The 18,537-nt window shown below is 32.3% G+C and carries 13 protein-coding genes and 2 pseudogenes; 2 read left to right on the top strand and 13 right to left on the bottom strand.

Annotated features, from left to right (window positions below; all coding sequences use genetic code 11):
- Positions 1-545 (bottom strand): S-layer homology domain-containing protein (locus MKX31_RS27955; RefSeq protein WP_340981798.1); only part of this gene is annotated, 545 nt, incomplete at its 3' end.
- Positions 546-1,200: 655 nt separating this feature from the next.
- Between MKX31_RS27955 and MKX31_RS27950 the strand changes: the two are divergent.
- Positions 1,201-2,310 (top strand): annotated as a pseudogene (locus MKX31_RS27950) (S-layer homology domain-containing protein); the annotation flags it as partial.
- A gap of 192 nt (positions 2,311-2,502) precedes the next feature.
- Here the strand turns inward: MKX31_RS27950 and MKX31_RS27945 are convergent.
- Entirely contained in the window at positions 2,503-2,802 is a 300-nt protein-coding gene (locus tag MKX31_RS27945; protein WP_340981797.1) for an ArsR/SmtB family transcription factor, read from the bottom strand.
- Positions 2,803-3,205: 403 nt separating this feature from the next.
- Positions 3,206-3,610, bottom strand: coding sequence for a hypothetical protein (locus MKX31_RS27940; protein WP_222655539.1), 405 nt, complete (start codon positions 3,608-3,610; stop codon positions 3,206-3,208).
- A gap of 542 nt (positions 3,611-4,152) precedes the next feature.
- Here MKX31_RS27940 and MKX31_RS27935 point away from each other — a divergent pair.
- Entirely contained in the window at positions 4,153-4,623 is a 471-nt protein-coding gene (locus tag MKX31_RS27935) for a DUF5065 family protein (protein WP_098103549.1), read from the top strand.
- Positions 4,624-4,805: 182 nt separating this feature from the next.
- On the opposite strand, the gene MKX31_RS27930 is transcribed toward MKX31_RS27935, so the two are convergent.
- The 10 genes and pseudogenes from MKX31_RS27930 to MKX31_RS27885 all read right to left on the bottom strand — a co-directional run bounded on the left by MKX31_RS27930 (position 4,806) and on the right by MKX31_RS27885 (position 18,447).
- The gene (locus tag MKX31_RS27930; RefSeq protein ID WP_262787723.1) at positions 4,806-5,567 is read right to left on the bottom strand and encodes a hypothetical protein; all 762 of its coding nucleotides are present in this window, start codon (positions 5,565-5,567) and stop codon (positions 4,806-4,808) included.
- 272 nt (positions 5,568-5,839) lie between these two features.
- Positions 5,840-6,019, bottom strand: a pseudogene (locus MKX31_RS27925) (hypothetical protein).
- A gap of 455 nt (positions 6,020-6,474) precedes the next feature.
- The gene (locus tag MKX31_RS27920; RefSeq protein WP_098625564.1) at positions 6,475-7,794 is read right to left on the bottom strand and encodes an aromatic amino acid transport family protein; all 1,320 of its coding nucleotides are present in this window, start codon (positions 7,792-7,794) and stop codon (positions 6,475-6,477) included.
- 296 nt (positions 7,795-8,090) lie between these two features.
- Positions 8,091-8,978 (bottom strand): L-serine ammonia-lyase, iron-sulfur-dependent, subunit alpha, encoded by an 888-nt coding sequence (sdaAA, locus tag MKX31_RS27915; RefSeq protein WP_262787721.1) that lies wholly within the window; start codon positions 8,976-8,978, stop codon positions 8,091-8,093.
- A gap of 22 nt (positions 8,979-9,000) precedes the next feature.
- Positions 9,001-9,699 carry an L-serine ammonia-lyase, iron-sulfur-dependent subunit beta gene (sdaAB, locus tag MKX31_RS27910; RefSeq protein WP_016135625.1) on the bottom strand — a complete coding sequence of 233 codons (699 nt, stop codon included), beginning with the start codon at positions 9,697-9,699 and terminating at the stop codon, positions 9,001-9,003.
- A 1,123-nt stretch (positions 9,700-10,822) separates the two neighbouring features.
- Positions 10,823-11,320, bottom strand: coding sequence for a DM13 domain-containing protein (locus MKX31_RS27905; RefSeq protein WP_098103410.1), 498 nt, complete (start codon positions 11,318-11,320; stop codon positions 10,823-10,825).
- Positions 11,321-11,418: 98 nt separating this feature from the next.
- On the bottom strand, positions 11,419-12,477 hold the full coding sequence (locus MKX31_RS27900) for a sensor histidine kinase (protein ID WP_061672474.1): 1,059 nt from the start codon (positions 12,475-12,477) through the stop codon (positions 11,419-11,421).
- Positions 12,474-13,187, bottom strand: coding sequence for a response regulator transcription factor (locus MKX31_RS27895; RefSeq protein ID WP_061672473.1), 714 nt, complete (start codon positions 13,185-13,187; stop codon positions 12,474-12,476). Before MKX31_RS27895 ends, MKX31_RS27900 begins: the two co-directional genes overlap by 4 nt.
- Positions 13,188-13,558: 371 nt before the next feature.
- Positions 13,559-15,775, bottom strand: a complete 2,217-nt coding sequence (locus MKX31_RS27890; protein ID WP_340981795.1) for a binary toxin-like calcium binding domain-containing protein — start codon at positions 15,773-15,775, stop codon at positions 13,559-13,561.
- A gap of 266 nt (positions 15,776-16,041) precedes the next feature.
- Positions 16,042-18,447 (bottom strand): PAS domain S-box protein, encoded by a 2,406-nt coding sequence (locus MKX31_RS27885; RefSeq protein WP_311235659.1) that lies wholly within the window; start codon positions 18,445-18,447, stop codon positions 16,042-16,044.
- Between the last annotated feature and the right edge of the window lie 90 nt (positions 18,448-18,537).

The raw sequence follows: 18,537 nt of genomic DNA, 5'->3' as shown, positions 1-18,537 counted from the left end.
CTATTTGGTTGCCAGCCGTTATCAGTACCAGCGGAAATTTTTAAGTCAATTAAAATATTGGCATACTTTTCTCCCCAGTGTCCTTTTAAATCTTCAAATTTACTTTGGCCATTATGATGTGTTGTACTTTGTAGTTTATAAGCATTTACTAGCATGGTAGCCATAGCAGCACGTGTAACTTTTCCGGATGGATTGAAGATTCCATTCCCTTCACCTTTAACAATACCAGCTTTTTCAGCTGCAGCAATATACGGAGTAGCCCAATGGTTTTGGGTATCTGTAAAGGATGGTTTTGCATCGAAGTCAATTTGTATACCTAATACTTTTGTCATAATTTTCGTGGCGGAAGCTCTGTCTAATGAATCATGTGAACCAAAATTTCCATCTGGATAACCAATTAAAACTTGTTTATCCACTAAGTAATTAACGGATTGCTCTGCCCACTTTGGAACATCAGGGAATTTCTTGGTATCTGCAAATATATTAGATGAGTAGGATAGTAGACTTCCTGCAATAATTCCTGTAGCAATTAACTTGGATTTCATAAAATATTCTCCTTCTAAATCTTAATTTCTATCCATTTTCATGCATTTAATTTATATTATTCCTTTATTAAGAAATAATAATAAAAAATTGCAATAAATGTTGATGAGCTTATTGAATAATTAACTATATTGTTAATGGACAATATATATATATATAAGGAGTTGCATAAATAATGGTTCTTTATCCAACAAAGTATATAGAGAAAAGGTTTTCTATCAATATGTATATTTTAAAAATTTTTAAGCATAACATACATTTGGTTCAACGATTTTAGCTACCTGTATATAAGTGTCAATGAACAAATATAAGTTTATATTCAACTTTTTTAATTAAATTCAAGTTAGTTTTTGTATACTTGTTAAACTAGTAAACAAACTTGAAAATCAATCTCAATTAATATTTATTAATTATAGTTAAGTATATATTAATGCGTCAACAAATTATTAATTTTTAGTAAATAAAATTAATTTATATTAATTTTTTATGTTAATATTAAACATTTTTAGTAAAGTTATTCATTGACACTTATGCATATAAGTAACTATAATCGTTACACCAAATTGAATATATGTCAGCATCACCACAAACATATAAATATAAAAATAAAAAATCTCAATTTGGTAATACAATAGATTGGTAGAGGTGTATATTTTTATGAAGCGCAAATTAATTACAACAGGTCTTCTTGCGGGGGCTATATTATCCTATTCTTCTAGTATTTTTGCGGATACTCAAAAGTTTCCTGATGTTCCAAAGTGGGCAGAGCAATCTGTTAATTATTTATTGGAGAAACAAGCTATATCAGGTTTACCAGATGGTACCTTTGGCTCAAACGCTACGTTAGATCGAGCTTCCGCCGCAACAATTATAACAAAAGCCTTAGGGATAAAAATTGATACAACAGCCAAACCTTCTTTTACAGATACCCAAAACCATTGGGCTACTCCGTATATTGCTGCAGCTGAAAAAGCTGGTATTGTTAAAGGTGAAGGGAATGGAATCTTCAATCCATCCGGAAAAGTTACACGTGCTGCTATGGCTACCATGCTAGTAAATGCTTATAAACTACAAAGTACAACACATCATAATGGCCAAAGTAAATTTGAAGATTTAAAAGGACACTGGGGAGAAAAGTATGCCAATATTTTAATTGACTTAAAAATTTCCGCTGGTACTGATAACGGCTGGCAACCAAATAGAGTGATAACACGTGTTGAAGCTGTTCAACTTACTGCTAAAACGGATATGTTGTCTAGAGAGATGAATAGTGAATTAAAAGAAAATGACTATACAAATACTAATACTCTTCTAAATCAGCATCAAAAGCGTCCAGGTAAAGTAATTGAAAAAACAGAAAATGGATTGGTGGTTTCTGGTAAAAAATCAAGTATATACGCTATCGTTTCTTCCCCTGAGGTACTTAAAGATATTCAGATTGGGGATACCGTTACCATTTATGCTCCTATTTTTATAGGCTCAATACCAGGTGAGCCAGCTATAGCTAAATATGCAATTGTTCAAAAAGAAAATGAGGAAAATGTGTTAAAAAAACAATATAAAATGCACACTGGAAGTGTAATCAATAAAACGAAGGAAGCTGTCCAAATTTCTAGTGAAGGCCGGTCTGTTACTGCTGTAGTTTCTTCTGAAGTGCTTGAGGATATTCAAGTTGGGGATACCGTTACTATTTATGGTGCATCCTTTATGAGTAATATGGCAAGTGGTGAATTATCTGCTAAAGCTCCAATCATTGAAAAGTTGGCAAGATAAGCAAAAGGAATCCAATGGGAAAATCCCCATACTAATAAGTATATAGATGCTATTTATTAAAAAGTTTTCATCGTGAAATTCACATCTTAAATACATTTAGCGAAAAATTCAATAATAAGAGCCCTCCTACATTAAGGAGGGCATTGTATTCTATATAAGTAACTCTTAAATGGTAGACCTAATATTTTATTGTAGCGGTCCTAATAACCCCATAATATCTTTAGCTTTTTGGTTTTCGATGCTATAGTAAATTTCTAATCCCTGACGATTTCCTCTTATAACCTTCCCTCTCATTTTAGATAAGTGTTGGGAAACTGTTGATTGTGGAATGTTTAAAATCTCGGTCATTTGGGTTACATTTAGTGTTTTATGTTTAGAAAGCTCACTGATCAATTTTAAACGCATTGGGTGTGCCATAACTTTTAAAAGCTCTACATCCTCTTCTAAAATCGTATTCTCTACATGCTGATTCGCAAAACTTGTCATAGTAACTTCTCTCCCTTATTTGTTCTCTTCTAATATAGCGTAACTTCCATATTACATAATATTAATATGTTTGAATGTTCGGTGTTAATAATAATATTTGAATTATATATTTCTAGTTTGTGTATCTAGTGGAGTTAATGTGTGTTTTGTATGAAGTTTCGAATAGTAAATATATCATTTGTACAATTCACAATCACAGTTAACAAAAAATAATTAAATTTTATAAAAAAGTGATTACTACTGTCCCTTTACATAATCGATGTATATTTACAATTGAGGAAATAGTAAATTGTTGTCTTGAAAGGTAATGTAGATAAAATTAACGAAAAAGCGAAAGAAAAACATTTGATTGTTTATTCTTTCGCTTTTTTCGTTGTCACTAAAGTGTAATATTATGGAAAATTTACGTAGTGATCTCTTCTTTTTTAATTCGTTCGTATTCATATTCTAATATGGATTCAACTACAATTTCATGTTTACTTACTAAATATTGATTATAATTTTCCTGACTCCACTCATAGGATGGATTATGTAAATAACTTTTTGCTAATTTATTGTAATACTCTAGCATTTTTTCTAAAAATGAAGTAGTATCGCCTCTTTCGATATAACATGAAAGTGAAACCTCATTCCAAATAATTTTTACACTATCTGAAGTAATAAAAAACAATTCTCCCAAGCCAAAAGGATATTTAAATGTGTTACTTTCCTTATTAAATCCACTCATTTCTTCAATTGTAACTATAGCCTCTTTTTGTATAGTTTTATAGTCACTAAAACTTATTCCAATGAGGAAAGGTTGTTTCATATTACACCTCCTAAATATTTATATTTATTATCATACAATTAAATCATTACAAACCCTTTTTCTGTTTATTATACAATGAAGAAATATTTAGAGTGTTTTTTCAAGCATGTAAGATACGTTGGCGTGTAGTTTTATAAAAATTTAATAGAACCCTTCAGTGCACAAAGGCTATTTGTTATCGAATCTATGTGATTTTTTAATGAGTTTTACACGAACTTAATAATTTGTAGCATTTTTTACTTGTTGTAAGATAGTTTCTAGTTGACTACATCTGTGTATACCACCAGCATTCCATAATACATCTCCTTTAAAAGAACGTTAGTTCTTATCTTATTATATACGAACTAACGTTCTTTTAAAAGGTGATTTTTCAGTTCAGGATAAACATGAAATACATGTTAAAAATTATATTTTTATCGATTGATTGGCGGGAAAATCTGTATATGTTAAAATTTACATAGAAAATATTACCATCTAATGATTTGACAGCTGTTTTTCATGAGTAAGATTTTATAGTTCTTAATAAACTAGGAGGCTTAAAAATGAAACTTTTAGGAAAAGTAGCTATTATTGGAGCATTAACTATTGGAGGAAGTGTATTTTCCTATACTGCAGGAAGCATTACACCTGCTTCTGCTGAATCTCAATTTATACAGAAAGCATCATCGGCTTTCGATGACTGGCAATGGCAAAACTATTTTTTACTTCATCATAATGCAGACTTCTTACAAGAATTAGCTGTTGGTGATTTAAAGCATGGAGATAATTTGGACATTAAAATTTATACAGGCGGTAAAGATAAAGGTATTGTAAAGATATATCGATTAAGTGAAGGTGAGAATGAAGTAGTAAATATGCAAAGATATAAAACAATTTATGATACTGGTACTGAGCAAAATTATGGTAGATTTGTAACACCTATTACATCAGTTTATGAACCAGGATCATATGTAGCTGTTATGAAACTTGGAGAAAATTATTATTATGGTGGCAGCTTTAAAATTAAAAAATAATAGAAGTTAATTTCACTAATGATAATATTTTTGATATGATCAATGTATAATAAAAACATAACTCATGTAATAGTCTAGGCGGTATACTTGACCAACGGCCGCTTAGCTAATGAGTTATACCCCTTAGAAAAGGTACCTTGCAGCAGGGGTACCTTTTCTTTTATTTTCAGTGGTAAATTACTTTAAATAGAAGCTATATAGCTAAAAAGTATAATGATTAAATTGTAATTGAAGTGAAGTATGTATCCCATATGAATATTTTTAAATATTAAAAAGAAAATCATTTGAGCGATAGCTGGTATCCCAATGATAGTTAAACATTGTACCCAATTATAGTTATACGTAGAAAGATGGAGTAACCCAAATGAGCTTCCAGACAATATTAAAGAGGCTGTAATTGAAGATATGGGGCTTATTATGAAAGAGCGTATGATCTTATGCCAAAAGAACAATATAGATACAAACATAATGTTCTCTCCGATTAATTGAATTGCAATCCCAGGTGTTTTGTGAAGCATATTAGTAATCCCTTCATTCCCAATAGGATTAGATGTTCCTTTGAATGTTGTAAAAGATATTAGTACGGCTAAAAATAACAACATAATAGCATAAATAATGAAAGCACAGAAAAAAGAAATTTTTAGTTGCTGGAAAGTGATTTTTTTAGAAAACAAAAACCTTTGATCCCTCATTATAAATAGGAAAACTAATGAAATAGGAAAAGAAAAATAAACAGATTTAATTATGTATTGCATCAGTATATCTAATTCATTTATATAATTAAGCATGAATGATGGAAAAGGTATGTAAACAGTAATAATACAAAATATGATAAGTATTAGAAACTGCAGATACGTTTTAGTTTGTACTAAGCAATCTAAATATGCGTTGGCAGCACTTAATGCGTTTATGGTCTGCTTAAACTCTTTAGAACCTGCGTTCATAACACTCCTCCATTTTTATAAAAATAAATGTATTTAATCCATCATCTGATATGCCATTCTTCCCTAATTGTATTAAATGTAATCTCATCTCTACACATATTATAAAACTTCACGTACCGTATTTATTAATTATATTTAAAATATAGTCACCAAGGGGATTTCTATGCCAAGAGAAAAAGCATCCCTCTGGATGCCTCACTTACCCTATTTATTAATTAAATACATTTTCATCATGATGATATAAGGGATACTTCTAAAGGATAAATTAAGAACTATTTCTTCATCCTCTCTTCAACCCAACTAATAAAACTAGTACTTAGTTGCTGTTCTTGCAACCAGTCTTGTAGCTTTCTATATTTATACCAATATGTTTCCCAATTCTCTTTTACAGACTCCAATTACTTCGATTTAGTTGTAAAATATATAAATTGCTCTTCAGTAAATTTAGCCATATTTTTCACTTCCTTTTTTTCTTGCACTTTCACGAAGCTTATTTTTGTAGTACAAACGCAACACTATCAAGCTAACAAAACCGGTTGAGCTCAAAACAAAAAATGAATTTCATTACTATAAAAGTCTCTATTTTTTCATTTTGCTTCACTGGAGAATTTTTAACTTAATTATAATGGACCATAACCCTAGAAGCGTTAAAATATTAAACGCCCTTAGATTCTTATTTGGCTAGCAGCCCTAATATGCTTGAATTATAATCTTTGTAAGCGCTAAAAAAATAATTGCTGAAATAGAAGTTAAGCATATAATTAGAAAAGGACAAACTTTCTAAGGTGAGAAGTTTGTCCAAAAATATAATTTCTTTGATTCAACAATATAAAATTCAGTTCATCTAGGAATTTTTCCATCTTTTTTTATATGTCACTATTTTTGCATCAGAATTAATTCTAGTGAATTAGAATAATGACCTAATACTTGCTAGGACAGTAAGGATACCTATAACAATAACAAATACATTGCTCATCTTCCCTCTATATTTAGCTAGTACAGGCACTTTATGAATTGCATACATTGGTAATAGACATAAGATAGCCGCAACTAACGGACCGCTAAGGGCATCAATGATTCCAAGAATACTTGGATTGGTATAAGCAACATACCAGCATGTTAATACGACAAAAGTAAGAATCATTGTCTTAACTGTTTTCTCTCCTAAATCTTTCCCACGTTTTTTACCGGACTTGATAATCATGTCACGCATTACCTCATACGCTCCTATATAATGGCCAAGGAAAGACTTTGTAATAGCCATAAACGCAATGATTGGAGCTGCAATAGTGATTACTGGCGAATTAAGCTCATTAGCAAGATATGATAGGATTGACAAGTTCTGTTCTTTTGCCACCTTAAGATCATCTGGAGTCAAACTTAAAGTACTGCTCCAAACAAAGAACATAACAACAGCGAATGTCATGATATAACAAACTTTTTGTATTTGAGCACACTTGGCATCAGTAGCGTCTATTCCATACGTAGCTCTCTGTTTCATAACGAATGACGAAATCATAGGAGAATGGTTAAACGAGAATACGATGATTGGTAGAATCATCAATATCGTTCCCAAATATCCTGTTCCTGTTGAAGCAGTAGAAACAGCTGAAAAGCTAAGCATTGACGTATTCCACTGTGGAATTAAAGATATTGCGATAAACAGTAGAGAAGCTATGAAAGGATACACTAGCATACTCATGATCTTTACAGTAATATCTTGACCAAAATTCAATATAGCGATAAGACCAAGAACTAATACAAGTGATAAAATAGCTCTTGGAGGCTCTGGCATGTGCAATTGATGCACAATAAAACTACTTGCAGTATTTGTAAGTGCAACCGAATACATAAGCACGATCGTATAAATTGAGACGAAATATACAATGTTAAAAATGATACTTGCTTTATTTCCGAAATACTCTCTTATTGTACCTGTAATCCCCTCTTCGGCAGAATTAGAAGCGTATATCATTTTAGCAAGCGCCCTATGTGAGTAATACATAACAGGATATGCAAGTATAGTAATTAACAGCAATGATAATAAACCACCTGAACCTGCATTAATAGGTAAGAAGAGGACTCCTGCTCCAATTGCTGTTCCAAATAGACTCAATGCCCAGGTAGTATCCTGTTTATGCCACTTTTTAGGATCCAGATATTTCTCATTTTTTACTGCAGTATTATCAACTTGAAATTCTATGTTTTTTGCAGTATTCCCATTCATATAATAATTCCTCCTAGTTTCCTATTCTTACTTCTCTATTTAAGGCATCGGAATATAGATCGTTCTTGAAAAATGAATTGCTTATAAAGTGCGCCACATCGTATTTCCTTCTTCTAAGTTAATCTAAATCAAAAAATTAGCGAAGCATCAACCTGACAGGGTTGTTACCACTTACAAAATATTTCAATTATATAGTAGTATATTTTATTAGTAATTCCCCCAATATACAGACATCCTTAGGCGAGCAATAGAGAATACATTGTTAACTTTTTCACAATATACCCGATAATTGTTCATTAATTTAATTGTTTCTCTCCAAAGATTTTATTTTTAATTGCAATCCCTGTAGGTGTAGCTGCAATTCCACCTAAACCTGTCTCTCTTAGTTCGCGAGGCATCTGTCTTCCAACTCTATACATTGCTTCAATAACCTCATCAGCATTGATGATATTGTTTACGCCGGCTAATGCGATGTCCGCTGCTGCTAAAGCATTTGCCGTTCCAATGGCGTTTCTCTTTACACAAGGAATTTCTACTAGACCAGCGACCGGATCACAAACTAAACCGAGTAAATTTTGTAATGCAATCGAAAAAGCTTCAGAAGATTGCTGTGGCGTTCCACCTGCAGCTTCTACCGCAGCTGCAGCTGCCATTGCTGAGGCACTGCCTACTTCAGCTTGACATCCTCCGTACGCTCCTGAAATACAAGCGTTGTTTGCGACTATTGTTCCAAATAACGCTGAAGTAAATAGAAAATGAATCATATCTTCATGGCTTAACTCCAACGTATCTTTAATACTAAATAGGACTCCCGGAATCGTCCCACTCGCACCTGCTGTTGGAGTTGCACAAATAGCTCCTAATGCAGCATTTACTTCATTAACACCGATAGCACTTTGAATCCCTAACACCATCAAATTTCCAGAAAGGGTATTCCTATTTTCTCGATAGTTTTTAATTTTAACAGCATCACCTCCGGTTAAACCAGTTGGAGAAAATACACCATCGCCCTCGATACTTTTATTTATAGCATTTTGCATAGTCGCTAAATTTCGTTCCATTTTACTCCAAACTTCTTCATAAGTAGATTTAGTTTGTTCAATTTCCTGTTCAATTGCTAATTCATAAATTGTCTTTTGGCTTTTATTAGCTGCATCCACAATTTCTTTTATGGCCATATACATATTTTTTCACTCCTTAATGTAACTAAAGAATAATGAGCTTAGCTATATTGCTTAAATTTCCTAATTCCTCCTGGACATTACCAGGCAATAGCGTATCCAAAGCAAATGCATATAAAAATTTCCTGTTTTCTTCTAAACTATGAAAGTTGTTTATTTCCACATCATATTGTTTAAAGATCCTGCGTAAGACAAATTCAAAGTCAGCTCTTTCAGAAATCGCAATAATAACTGGCAATGGCCCCTGCAGGTCTAAGCTAAATCCGTCAATTTCAACATGTTTGATTTCAATTAATCCACCGCCAACCGAAATCCCCATCGTTCTAATACTTCGATTTTCATCCTCTAAATATACATCTGCCGTATTTGGATGGCCAGCAGGACTATCACCTGCTTCTTCAATAAAGGTAATTTCAATTCCTTTAGATTCTGCTATTTCAATAGCATCTGGCACTTTGCTGTCATCGGCAGCAAATCCTAATATCCCAGCAATAATTGCAAAATCAGTTCCGTGACCTTTATGGGTTTCAGCAAATGATTCATAATACCTTACCACGACTTTTTTTGGAAGACCTTGAAATAATTTATTGGCTACTGTTCCAATAGCCAAAGCACCTGCAGTATGTGAACTTGAAGGACCTATCATTATGGGCCCAATCACATCAAAACAACTTTTGTATTTAACAACCTTTTGTTCTTTAATAGATGCTACATTCATGTTCATATAAGCACCCCCATAATTTATTATTTTTAATTGCAGTTGAATCTAAGTTACTAAAATGACTGATTCAAAACAAGACCTCATTGAAGACGCTTTCATTCTCGTGTCAAATACACTTTTCCTTTTGATCACATACCTTTCTTAGAGTAATCATGTCAGTATGTCCAAATTTAAAAGGTTACTTACAATGTCATTAGGATTTTTGCTAAAAAACTAGGTTTGATACTTTCTCTAGAGGTAATAAATTCTTTCTCGACGCCCTCATTATAGCTTGTATATTTATGAGTACAATATTTTTTTATTTTTAGAAAGATTGAATAAACAGAATCTTGAATGGGTAATAGATTACACTTAGCATGTAGCAATTGTGTCCTTTGTTTGAAGCTGTATTAGTTAGTAGAAAAGCAAAAATAACACAGAGTTCCTTTCATTAACACATTGATTATATTGGAAAATCATTATAATGATACTTATATTATCCTTTGTTGAAACATTTAATTTTGGACATGAAAGCTGTTGCAATAAATGATTAATAAAGATAGCAAGTAATAAATTAATGAACTATAAAATCATTTTTGAATATTAATCATTAATTTTGCATTAATATTAATTTTTCAGAAAAAAGGAACTTCTTTTTATAATCTTAACTTAAAGTAATACTTTGGTAATATCCAACAATTTACACCATCCCCTTTACAGTTATGGAAACCCTAATTAGATTTAAAAAGAGAGAAGAGCTCATCGATGCTCCTCTCTCTTTTTTATTTACTTAAGATTACTATTCAAATTGCTTATTGCATCTTTAAGCTGACTTTTAAATTATAAACTTTAATTTCCATACTTCTTTACAAGCCGATAAATGAAAAAAGTATATGTTCCTTCAAAATTAAGTTATAAAAGAGTTATGTTTTCCTGTAACATATTATTCATCCTTCTATTCACAGACAGTACGCTTCCACACTAAATAAAATCTCTCCGTAAACGTCCAATAGCTCTAAAATATACAAAAATTGAGAAATATGAAAAAGACACTCTTATGAGTGCCCTTCTTAGCAACTAAGTCCGCTGCAGCTATTACCATATCTCATATGAATTTCGCCTGTAAGAGGAAATTTTAAGTTCATATTTAATTATTAAAATAAGCCGCACCAAAGTTTTCATTAAATCTTTTACACCAAACAGAAACCGAACCATATTCACTTACATCTATCCCTTCAGGAATTTCGTAGTTTTGGTCTCCTTTATTTCCCTTTAATTTTCCTAAATCAATATACTGATAGTTTTTTACGTCTTCATTATTTTTCAAACGATTTGTAGGAACTAATACAACTCGTACATCTGGCCCATTTGATGTTGCAAAATTAGAAAGTCGTAAAACACGTTTTCCATCCGCTAATTGGTGAATTTTTGCCGTTCCAGTTGTTTCATGGACACCGGTTTGAAACTGACCTTCCCTTAATACTCGATCACTTTGTTGCCTTACTTCAGTTGATTGTATCTCTGTTTGTGGCAATGATTCATTTACGTGCTTATCAATAAATAATTTCTCTGGTCGGAACAATGACCATAATATCCCCAATACAATTATCAAACCACCTATAAGCCATACATATTTTCTTTTCATAAAGTAAAAAACCTCCTGTATCATACTGTGTAGTAGTATGTTAACAAGAAGGTCTTTCATTTTTCTAACGTAAATGTTACAAAAGTCTTTCAGCCATCTTATTTTTTTACTGATGTGATGGGAAGAGTGAACCAAAATTCACTTCCCTGCTTACCATCTGCGCGATTCCTTACACCAATTTCCCCTTTGTGCATTTCAATCAATGATTTTGCAATAGCTAATCCAAGTCCGGAACCTCCAGATTGTGAACTTCTTGATCGATCTGTTCTAAAAAAACGTTCAAATACACGTAATTGATCATTTGGAGAAATTCCCATTCCTTCATCCCGCAAAATGAATTGAACCTGTTGAGTTAGTTTATTTTCCACTACAGTCAATTCAATTGTTCCAGAGATAGGAGAATATCGAATTGCATTATGTAATAAATTACCTATGACCCTTTCTATTTTACAAGGCATAATCAAAAGTCGAGGTAATGTATCAGGGACATCCAATTGCACATGGATTTGTTTGTCTCCTAATAAGACAGAATGTGACTCTAATACATCTAATAGAACTTTATCTAAATGTGTGAAACTTGGGTGAAAATCTACTTGCTCAAACTCTAACTTTGAAAGATCAAATAAGTCGTTAATTAATCCATTTAATCTTTCTATTTCTTTTAAAACCGTTGCTAAGTATTGCTTTTTCATTTCAGGATCTTCAATCAGGTTATCTTGTAATGCTTCTATCATCATTTGCATGCTAGCCATAGGTGTTCGTAAGTCGTGTGAGATATTGGTAATTAGCTCCTTACGAGAGTTTTCCTGTTCCTCTAACTTAGTAAACCCTTCTTCTAATTTTTTTGCCATCTGTTGAAAGGCTGTTGCCAATTCTTTAAACTCACGTGGTTCTTGCCCAATTATATACATCGTTTTAAAGTGTCTATCACTAAATTGTTTTGTCAATTTTATTAAATTTTGTATAGATCTCATGATAGGACGTGTCATTAACCAATAAATAAACGTTGAAATAATGAATGCCACAAATGCAATTACTGTTAATAACCGCGTTTGTTCCGGTTCAAGTAACATTTTGGTCTCACTATACCATATAGCAATTACCATAATACTGGTACTTAATAGATTCATGAGTAACAATTGAATACGTAATCTCATGTTTCATTTCCTCCATTTGGCTCAAAGCGATATCCTATACCCCAAACCGTATGAATCCAACGATTCTTTATCGTATGCTTCTCGAGCTTTTCACGTAAACGACTCACTAACACGGTAACTGTATTTGATGCCCCTTCATGTCCAAAATCCCAAATTAATTCAAGAAGCTGCGAGCGAGAAAATACTTGTTTTGGATGCTTTGCCATGAGATAAAGTACCTCAAACTCTTTTACCGTTAACTCCACTTCCTTATCACAAACAAGTACATATCTGGTCTTTGGATATATTTTTAAATCTGGAAACTCTATCACTTCCAATAGGGATTCTTTCGCTTGTATTGGTACATGGCTTCCTCTTCTTAGTATAATTTGAACCCTTAATACTAATTCACGAGGGGAAAATGGCTTTGTTAAATAATCATCAGCCCCCATTGTTAAGCCTAAAATTCGATCCCTTTCCTCTCCCTTAGCAGTTAACATAATAATAGGGACATTTGACTGTTGACGAATTTCCTCGCATAATTCCCATCCATCTTTTTTTGGCATCATCAAATCTAATATAATTAACTCTGGTTGATGTGTAAGAAATAAATCCCAACCTTCTTTACCATTTACAGCGGTATAAACTTCATATTCTTCTCTTTCTAAATACCGTTTGCATACTTCTCGAATATTCTCTTCATCTTCTACGATTAAAATTCTTTTCTTCATATACTATCCTCACTTCTTTTTCACCAATAACACAAAATTTATTTTTCTATTATCCAATAAAAATATCTTTATAGGTAAAGATATAGAAACTAATCACATAAATAAATCAGAATTCCACATTTCAGCCTCGAAGCGAATGAAAATTCGGAAAATAAATTATGTAATACAGATAGTAATCTTAACATTTGATTACTTATATGACTAGATAAGTATTTAAAATAGTAGTTACTAAATTATATAAATTAAAAGGAATGAGTCCGATTCAACATCGAACTCATTCCTTATTAGTAACCTAAATTATTGTATCTAACTTTTCGGATTCAATTCATTTCCGGTTCCCTTTCCAAACTTAGCAACAGAACTGTTACCTATTACTGAACTCTTGATAGATTCCATGCTATAGTATCAGTCCCATTCTCTCCATTACCATATTTCATATAATCGATTAAATATCCTACCTTTAACTTGTTACCATTAGATAGTATGTTCCATTGCTTATGGTGTCCAGTGAAATTCTTTGGATATGCATGATTAAATTTAAAAGTACTTGCGTTCTGTTTTTGATCTAAATGGATATAACTATCTTGAAGTTTTAAATATGCATAATCTGAATAAATAGGATTTCGAAATTTAATTAATACCTCTTCATCCTTTTTAATTGGTTTTCCAGGTTTAGGTTGACCTACTCTTTCAATAATTACATTCACTTTTTCATTGCTAGATTTTTCAGCCAAAAGATACTCCCATTTATTCCCGGCTTGATGACTTCCCCAATAAGCTGTATTTCCATATGAAGCTACGGTATAAGGAACTCCTTCTGTAACAAATTCACCTGAATTATCTACTACATAATCTTCAAATTCTTTATTAGCTTTAATTTCAGTATCCATCTTTTGTGTAGGCGTTAGATTGTGTGCGTCATTGATTTCAAATGTAACCTTTCTGTGCGCAGCAATTTCAGATTTAATAGGGTGTATATTTTCTTTAGACTCATATGTAAATCCATTCTCACGTTTAACTAGTGTTACTGTTTGTGACGGAGCATTCCATTTCTTGCTATAAGTAGTAGGAATCTCTTTACTCACTCCAAATAAACCAGGTAAAATTGTTGCCCTAATCTTTTGCGTCACAGAATCATAACTACCTTCTACTAATGTTGGTTGCTGTAGTTTTGCAAAAGCACCGTGTACAGAGTCATTATGTAAATAACCGCGATCTCCATGTCCCGCTTTTAAATTGTTCAATGCATCAGTTCCATTATTAGCTGAAACCACTGATACGTTATTAGTACTTTTAGCCTTATTTACAATATGATTTACTTTTTTCGTATCTATATTTACATGTTGAAAAACTTCGTTATAGGATAAAACTGGCTTATCAGCATGGGATTTGTCTTTAGGAGTATATACCCTAAACTTTGATATATTTCCTATATCTGTTTCTAATTGTTCAGTAGCTGCATTTACTCTAGACTCATATCTCCCTGAATCCCCCAAATGCATAATTTCTTCACCTTTTTCAATAGATAAATCCATTGTACTTGTAGGTAAAACTTCAATCGAAAGAAGTTCCCCTTGTTCAACAGCTTTCAATTCATCCAAAGATAAGACAATATTCGCATCTGCTTGTCCTTCTAAACTGTCAATTACTACTTCTGTTTTATTCCGTCCACCTTTTTCTGTACTTAAATAGTTTGCTTTATAACGATCTTGTGTTGCCTTTACAGTATTAATAATTTTGTTTCCTAAACGAATATTAAAATGAGGCGAAACATTTTCAGCGGATGCTGTTCCTACATTCTTATATTCCAAATGTACCCGTAATTTTGCTGCGTTCGCTGTATCCACAGTTGTTGCAGTAGACCAATCAAAATTATTTGTATAACTCTCCGTTTCCGTAGTTGTTTTTGAATATCCGTATCCCACATTTGCTGAAACACTTCCGGAAGGAACAGGACCGGCTGCTGAGCCTTCTACACCACCTGAACCACTTAAACCTATATTAAATGAATGTTGTGTAGATACACTTTTTTCCCATCCTCTGCTAACTGATCCGCCATTATTATCCGTAATAGTTGCAATAGGAATTACTTCAATTCGTTTGACACCAATTTGCAAATTCGGCATGTTGGCAACTATCGGATTGAAATTAGTATCAGAATCGTTGTTATAATTCTCAACCTCATACATATCAGTAAAAGGATCACCATCCGTATTTGCATTCATAGGATTCGATATAAATTTTGGTTTCCCTTTATCCTTCTCGGGATCCCATGCTTTCGCTTCATTTTTTCCAGTTTGTGAATTGAATGCAATTCTATATCCATTAATCTCTAAGTCGTTAGAAATACCATCTTTATCCCAATCGTTGTTTGCCATTTCAATTTTTTGTGTAATGAGTGAACCTATTTCCCCATCAGATCCGAGCGTGAAATTCTTATCTTCTTTTTTTACATTTGCATTCTCTTTGAATATTTCAACTGTACCTCCTGGATTCGGTTGTTTTACATCTGCTAAAGCAGGAGATGCTAAAGTCAGTGCCATCGATACACTACCTAATACACTAATTGCTGGCTTCAATTGTTTCATTGTTATTTTTCCTCCTTGGTTTCTAGGTCAATTAGAACACCTACTAGTAAGATTAATTTCATCATATATAACAAATCTTTCTTTTCTCTCTCATAACTGTTAAAAAAGTCTCTCGTAAATGTTACAAAACACTTACAGAGTTTTTAAAATCTATATATAAAACATCAAAAAGCCGTAATATGAAGAATCGATTACAATATATACAAAAAAGCAGCTAGCCAAAGCTAACTGCTTACTCATTTATAAAATTTCAGTAAAAGAATGTATTAATTTTGAAGTGTGCAAATTGGAAGAGTTACTTCAACTATAGTTCCCTTATTCACTTCACTCTCAATAAATACCTTCCCCTGGTGTGTTTCAATAATTTTATAACAGACCATTAATCCTAAGCCGATTCCCTCTTCCTTAATACTGTAAAAAGGTTCTCCTAAATATGGTATACGTTCTTTTGGAATCCCACATCCTTGATCGATAAAGCGAATCCTTATTTGATTATTATCAAGTTTATCAAATTGAATCAAAATTTCTCCTCCTGTTGGCATGGATTCAATTGCATTTTTTATAATATTAACAAATACTTGTTTTAATTGATTTCCTTCACATGGAATCAGTGGAATACCAGGTGTAAAATCAATTCTAATTTTTATATTATTCATCATTGCTTGAGGTTGCAGTAGCATTAAAACTTGATCCATTAGCACACTAATATCATTAGGTTGTATCTTTACCACCTGTGGTTTGGCTACCGCCATAAATTCATTAGTAATACTTTCTATACGCTCAATCTCTGATGATACTATATTTATATAACCCTGATTATTCTCAGTTTCCGTTGATTTTAATAATTGCATAAACCCTTTCATTGCGGTTAATGGATTATTAATTTCATGAGCCATTGCAGTCGCTAATTGTCCTACGACAGCAAGTTTTTCAGATTTCCGTAGTAATTCTTCTGTTTTTAGCCGTTCAGTAATATCACGAGAAATACTCAGGAAAACTTTTTTACCATTTAAGTTAAAAACACGGACACTAAACTCAGTTGTTATTATTTTTCCTGTTGGAAAAGCATATTCATCTTGCAAAGTGAAGGAAGTTTGTCCCTCTCTAATTTTTTCTAATAACCTTACAATCATTTTAGAATCTTGTGGTACGACATTTGGAAATGGTAACGAGAGCAGCTCTTCTCTACTATATCCAAATCTTTTACAACCAACAGGGTTTACCTCAATGAATCGACTTGGAACATGATTTTCATTCAGCTCTACTACATATACTGCATCAGTTGCTTGTTCGATTAGTGCACGGTACTTCATTTCACTATCTTTTAATTGTTGGTGTAATCGATGTCGTTCTCTTTCTGCTTGTTTTCTTTCAGAGATGTCTCTACATATTGCAGATAAAGCTATTACATTTCCTCTTACGTCTAGTATAGGAGAAACTGTCAGACTGACATCAAGTAGACTTCCATCGTTACGTCGTCTAACAGTTTCTAATCTAGTAACTACGGATTCTCCTGTTAGAATTTTCTGAATATTTTCAAGTGATTCTTCCATTAAGAAATCTGGTACACAGGGTAATCTCTTACCTACGATTTCTTGTAGTGACCATCCAAATATCTTTTCATAAGCTTTATTTGCTTGTAAAATATGCCCTTTTCGATCAGAAATGGTAATAGCATCTACATTATGCTTTATAAATGATTCTAGTAATTCTTTGGTAGCCCTTAATTCTGATTCTACCTTTTTTCTTTCGGTTATATCGACTGTAGAACCAACAACTTCAATAACTTGTCCATTTCGTTTAATCGGCCTAAGTGCAATAAGAATAATTGTTTTATCATCTGGCCAGGGTAATTCGAATATAATTTCTTTCCCTTCCCATGCCTGAAGATAATACTTCATCAATTGCGGAACTAAATGTGGTGGAACAATAGAAGCATCAATAGTCCGTAAGCTTTTTCCTACCACCTGTTCAGAATAAAATCCTTTTTGATAATAAAACTGTCCATCACATAAAGTGTGTATAAAGTGCTTACCCACTTTTTTAAATTTAAAAATCCCTCCTTGAAGCTCATGTACGGTATCTGTAAGTTCTTGCTTGGATTTTTTTAATTCCCGATTCATTTTAGATAAGTCCTGTGTTAAATAATACAATCTCTGATAGGCTTCCATAAGAAATAGCCCAATTAAAAGTCCTAACGCTATATATAATAAACCTCCAGAGTAAAGTAACGTAGTATTAAAGAATACACCAACTAACCACTTTATTCCGACAAAAATAGAAAAATATAAAGATGCACTTTTAAAAGGATGAAGGTTTTTAAAATATGTTTTAAAAGTAGAAAATAGAACACTCATACTTAAATATGCAATCACAGGTGGCTCCCAATACCCACCAATGAAAAAGATACGCATTATAATTATGCTAATTAGTGTAATCCAGCCAGCAATGCGACCAAAATAAATAAAAGATAGAATAAGAGGAACAACTCGAAGATCGTAGGAAAATCCCATGTATGGAAAAGAAAAGAGCATCAAAGTAACTGCAATAATTCCTCCATAGAATTTTTCGAAATATCGCCTGGAATGAACCAAAAACACTTGAATAAATATCGCTGCGCTAACTAATAAAGAAAAAATAGAAATATTGATGAAATAGTCTTTAATAATCATGTAATGTCCCTCCTTGCATTAAAGATATATTCGACAAAAAAACAGAAATTCCTACAAATAGTATAAACAGTTCAGGTGCAAAAAATATAA

It is taken from the genome of Bacillus sp. FSL M8-0063 (assembly GCF_038005545.1).
Lineage (GTDB): Bacteria > Bacillota > Bacilli > Bacillales > Bacillaceae_G > Bacillus_A > Bacillus_A wiedmannii.
The sequence above is the reverse complement of the archived record's forward strand: the minus strand, read 5'-3'. Positions and strand labels throughout refer to the sequence as shown.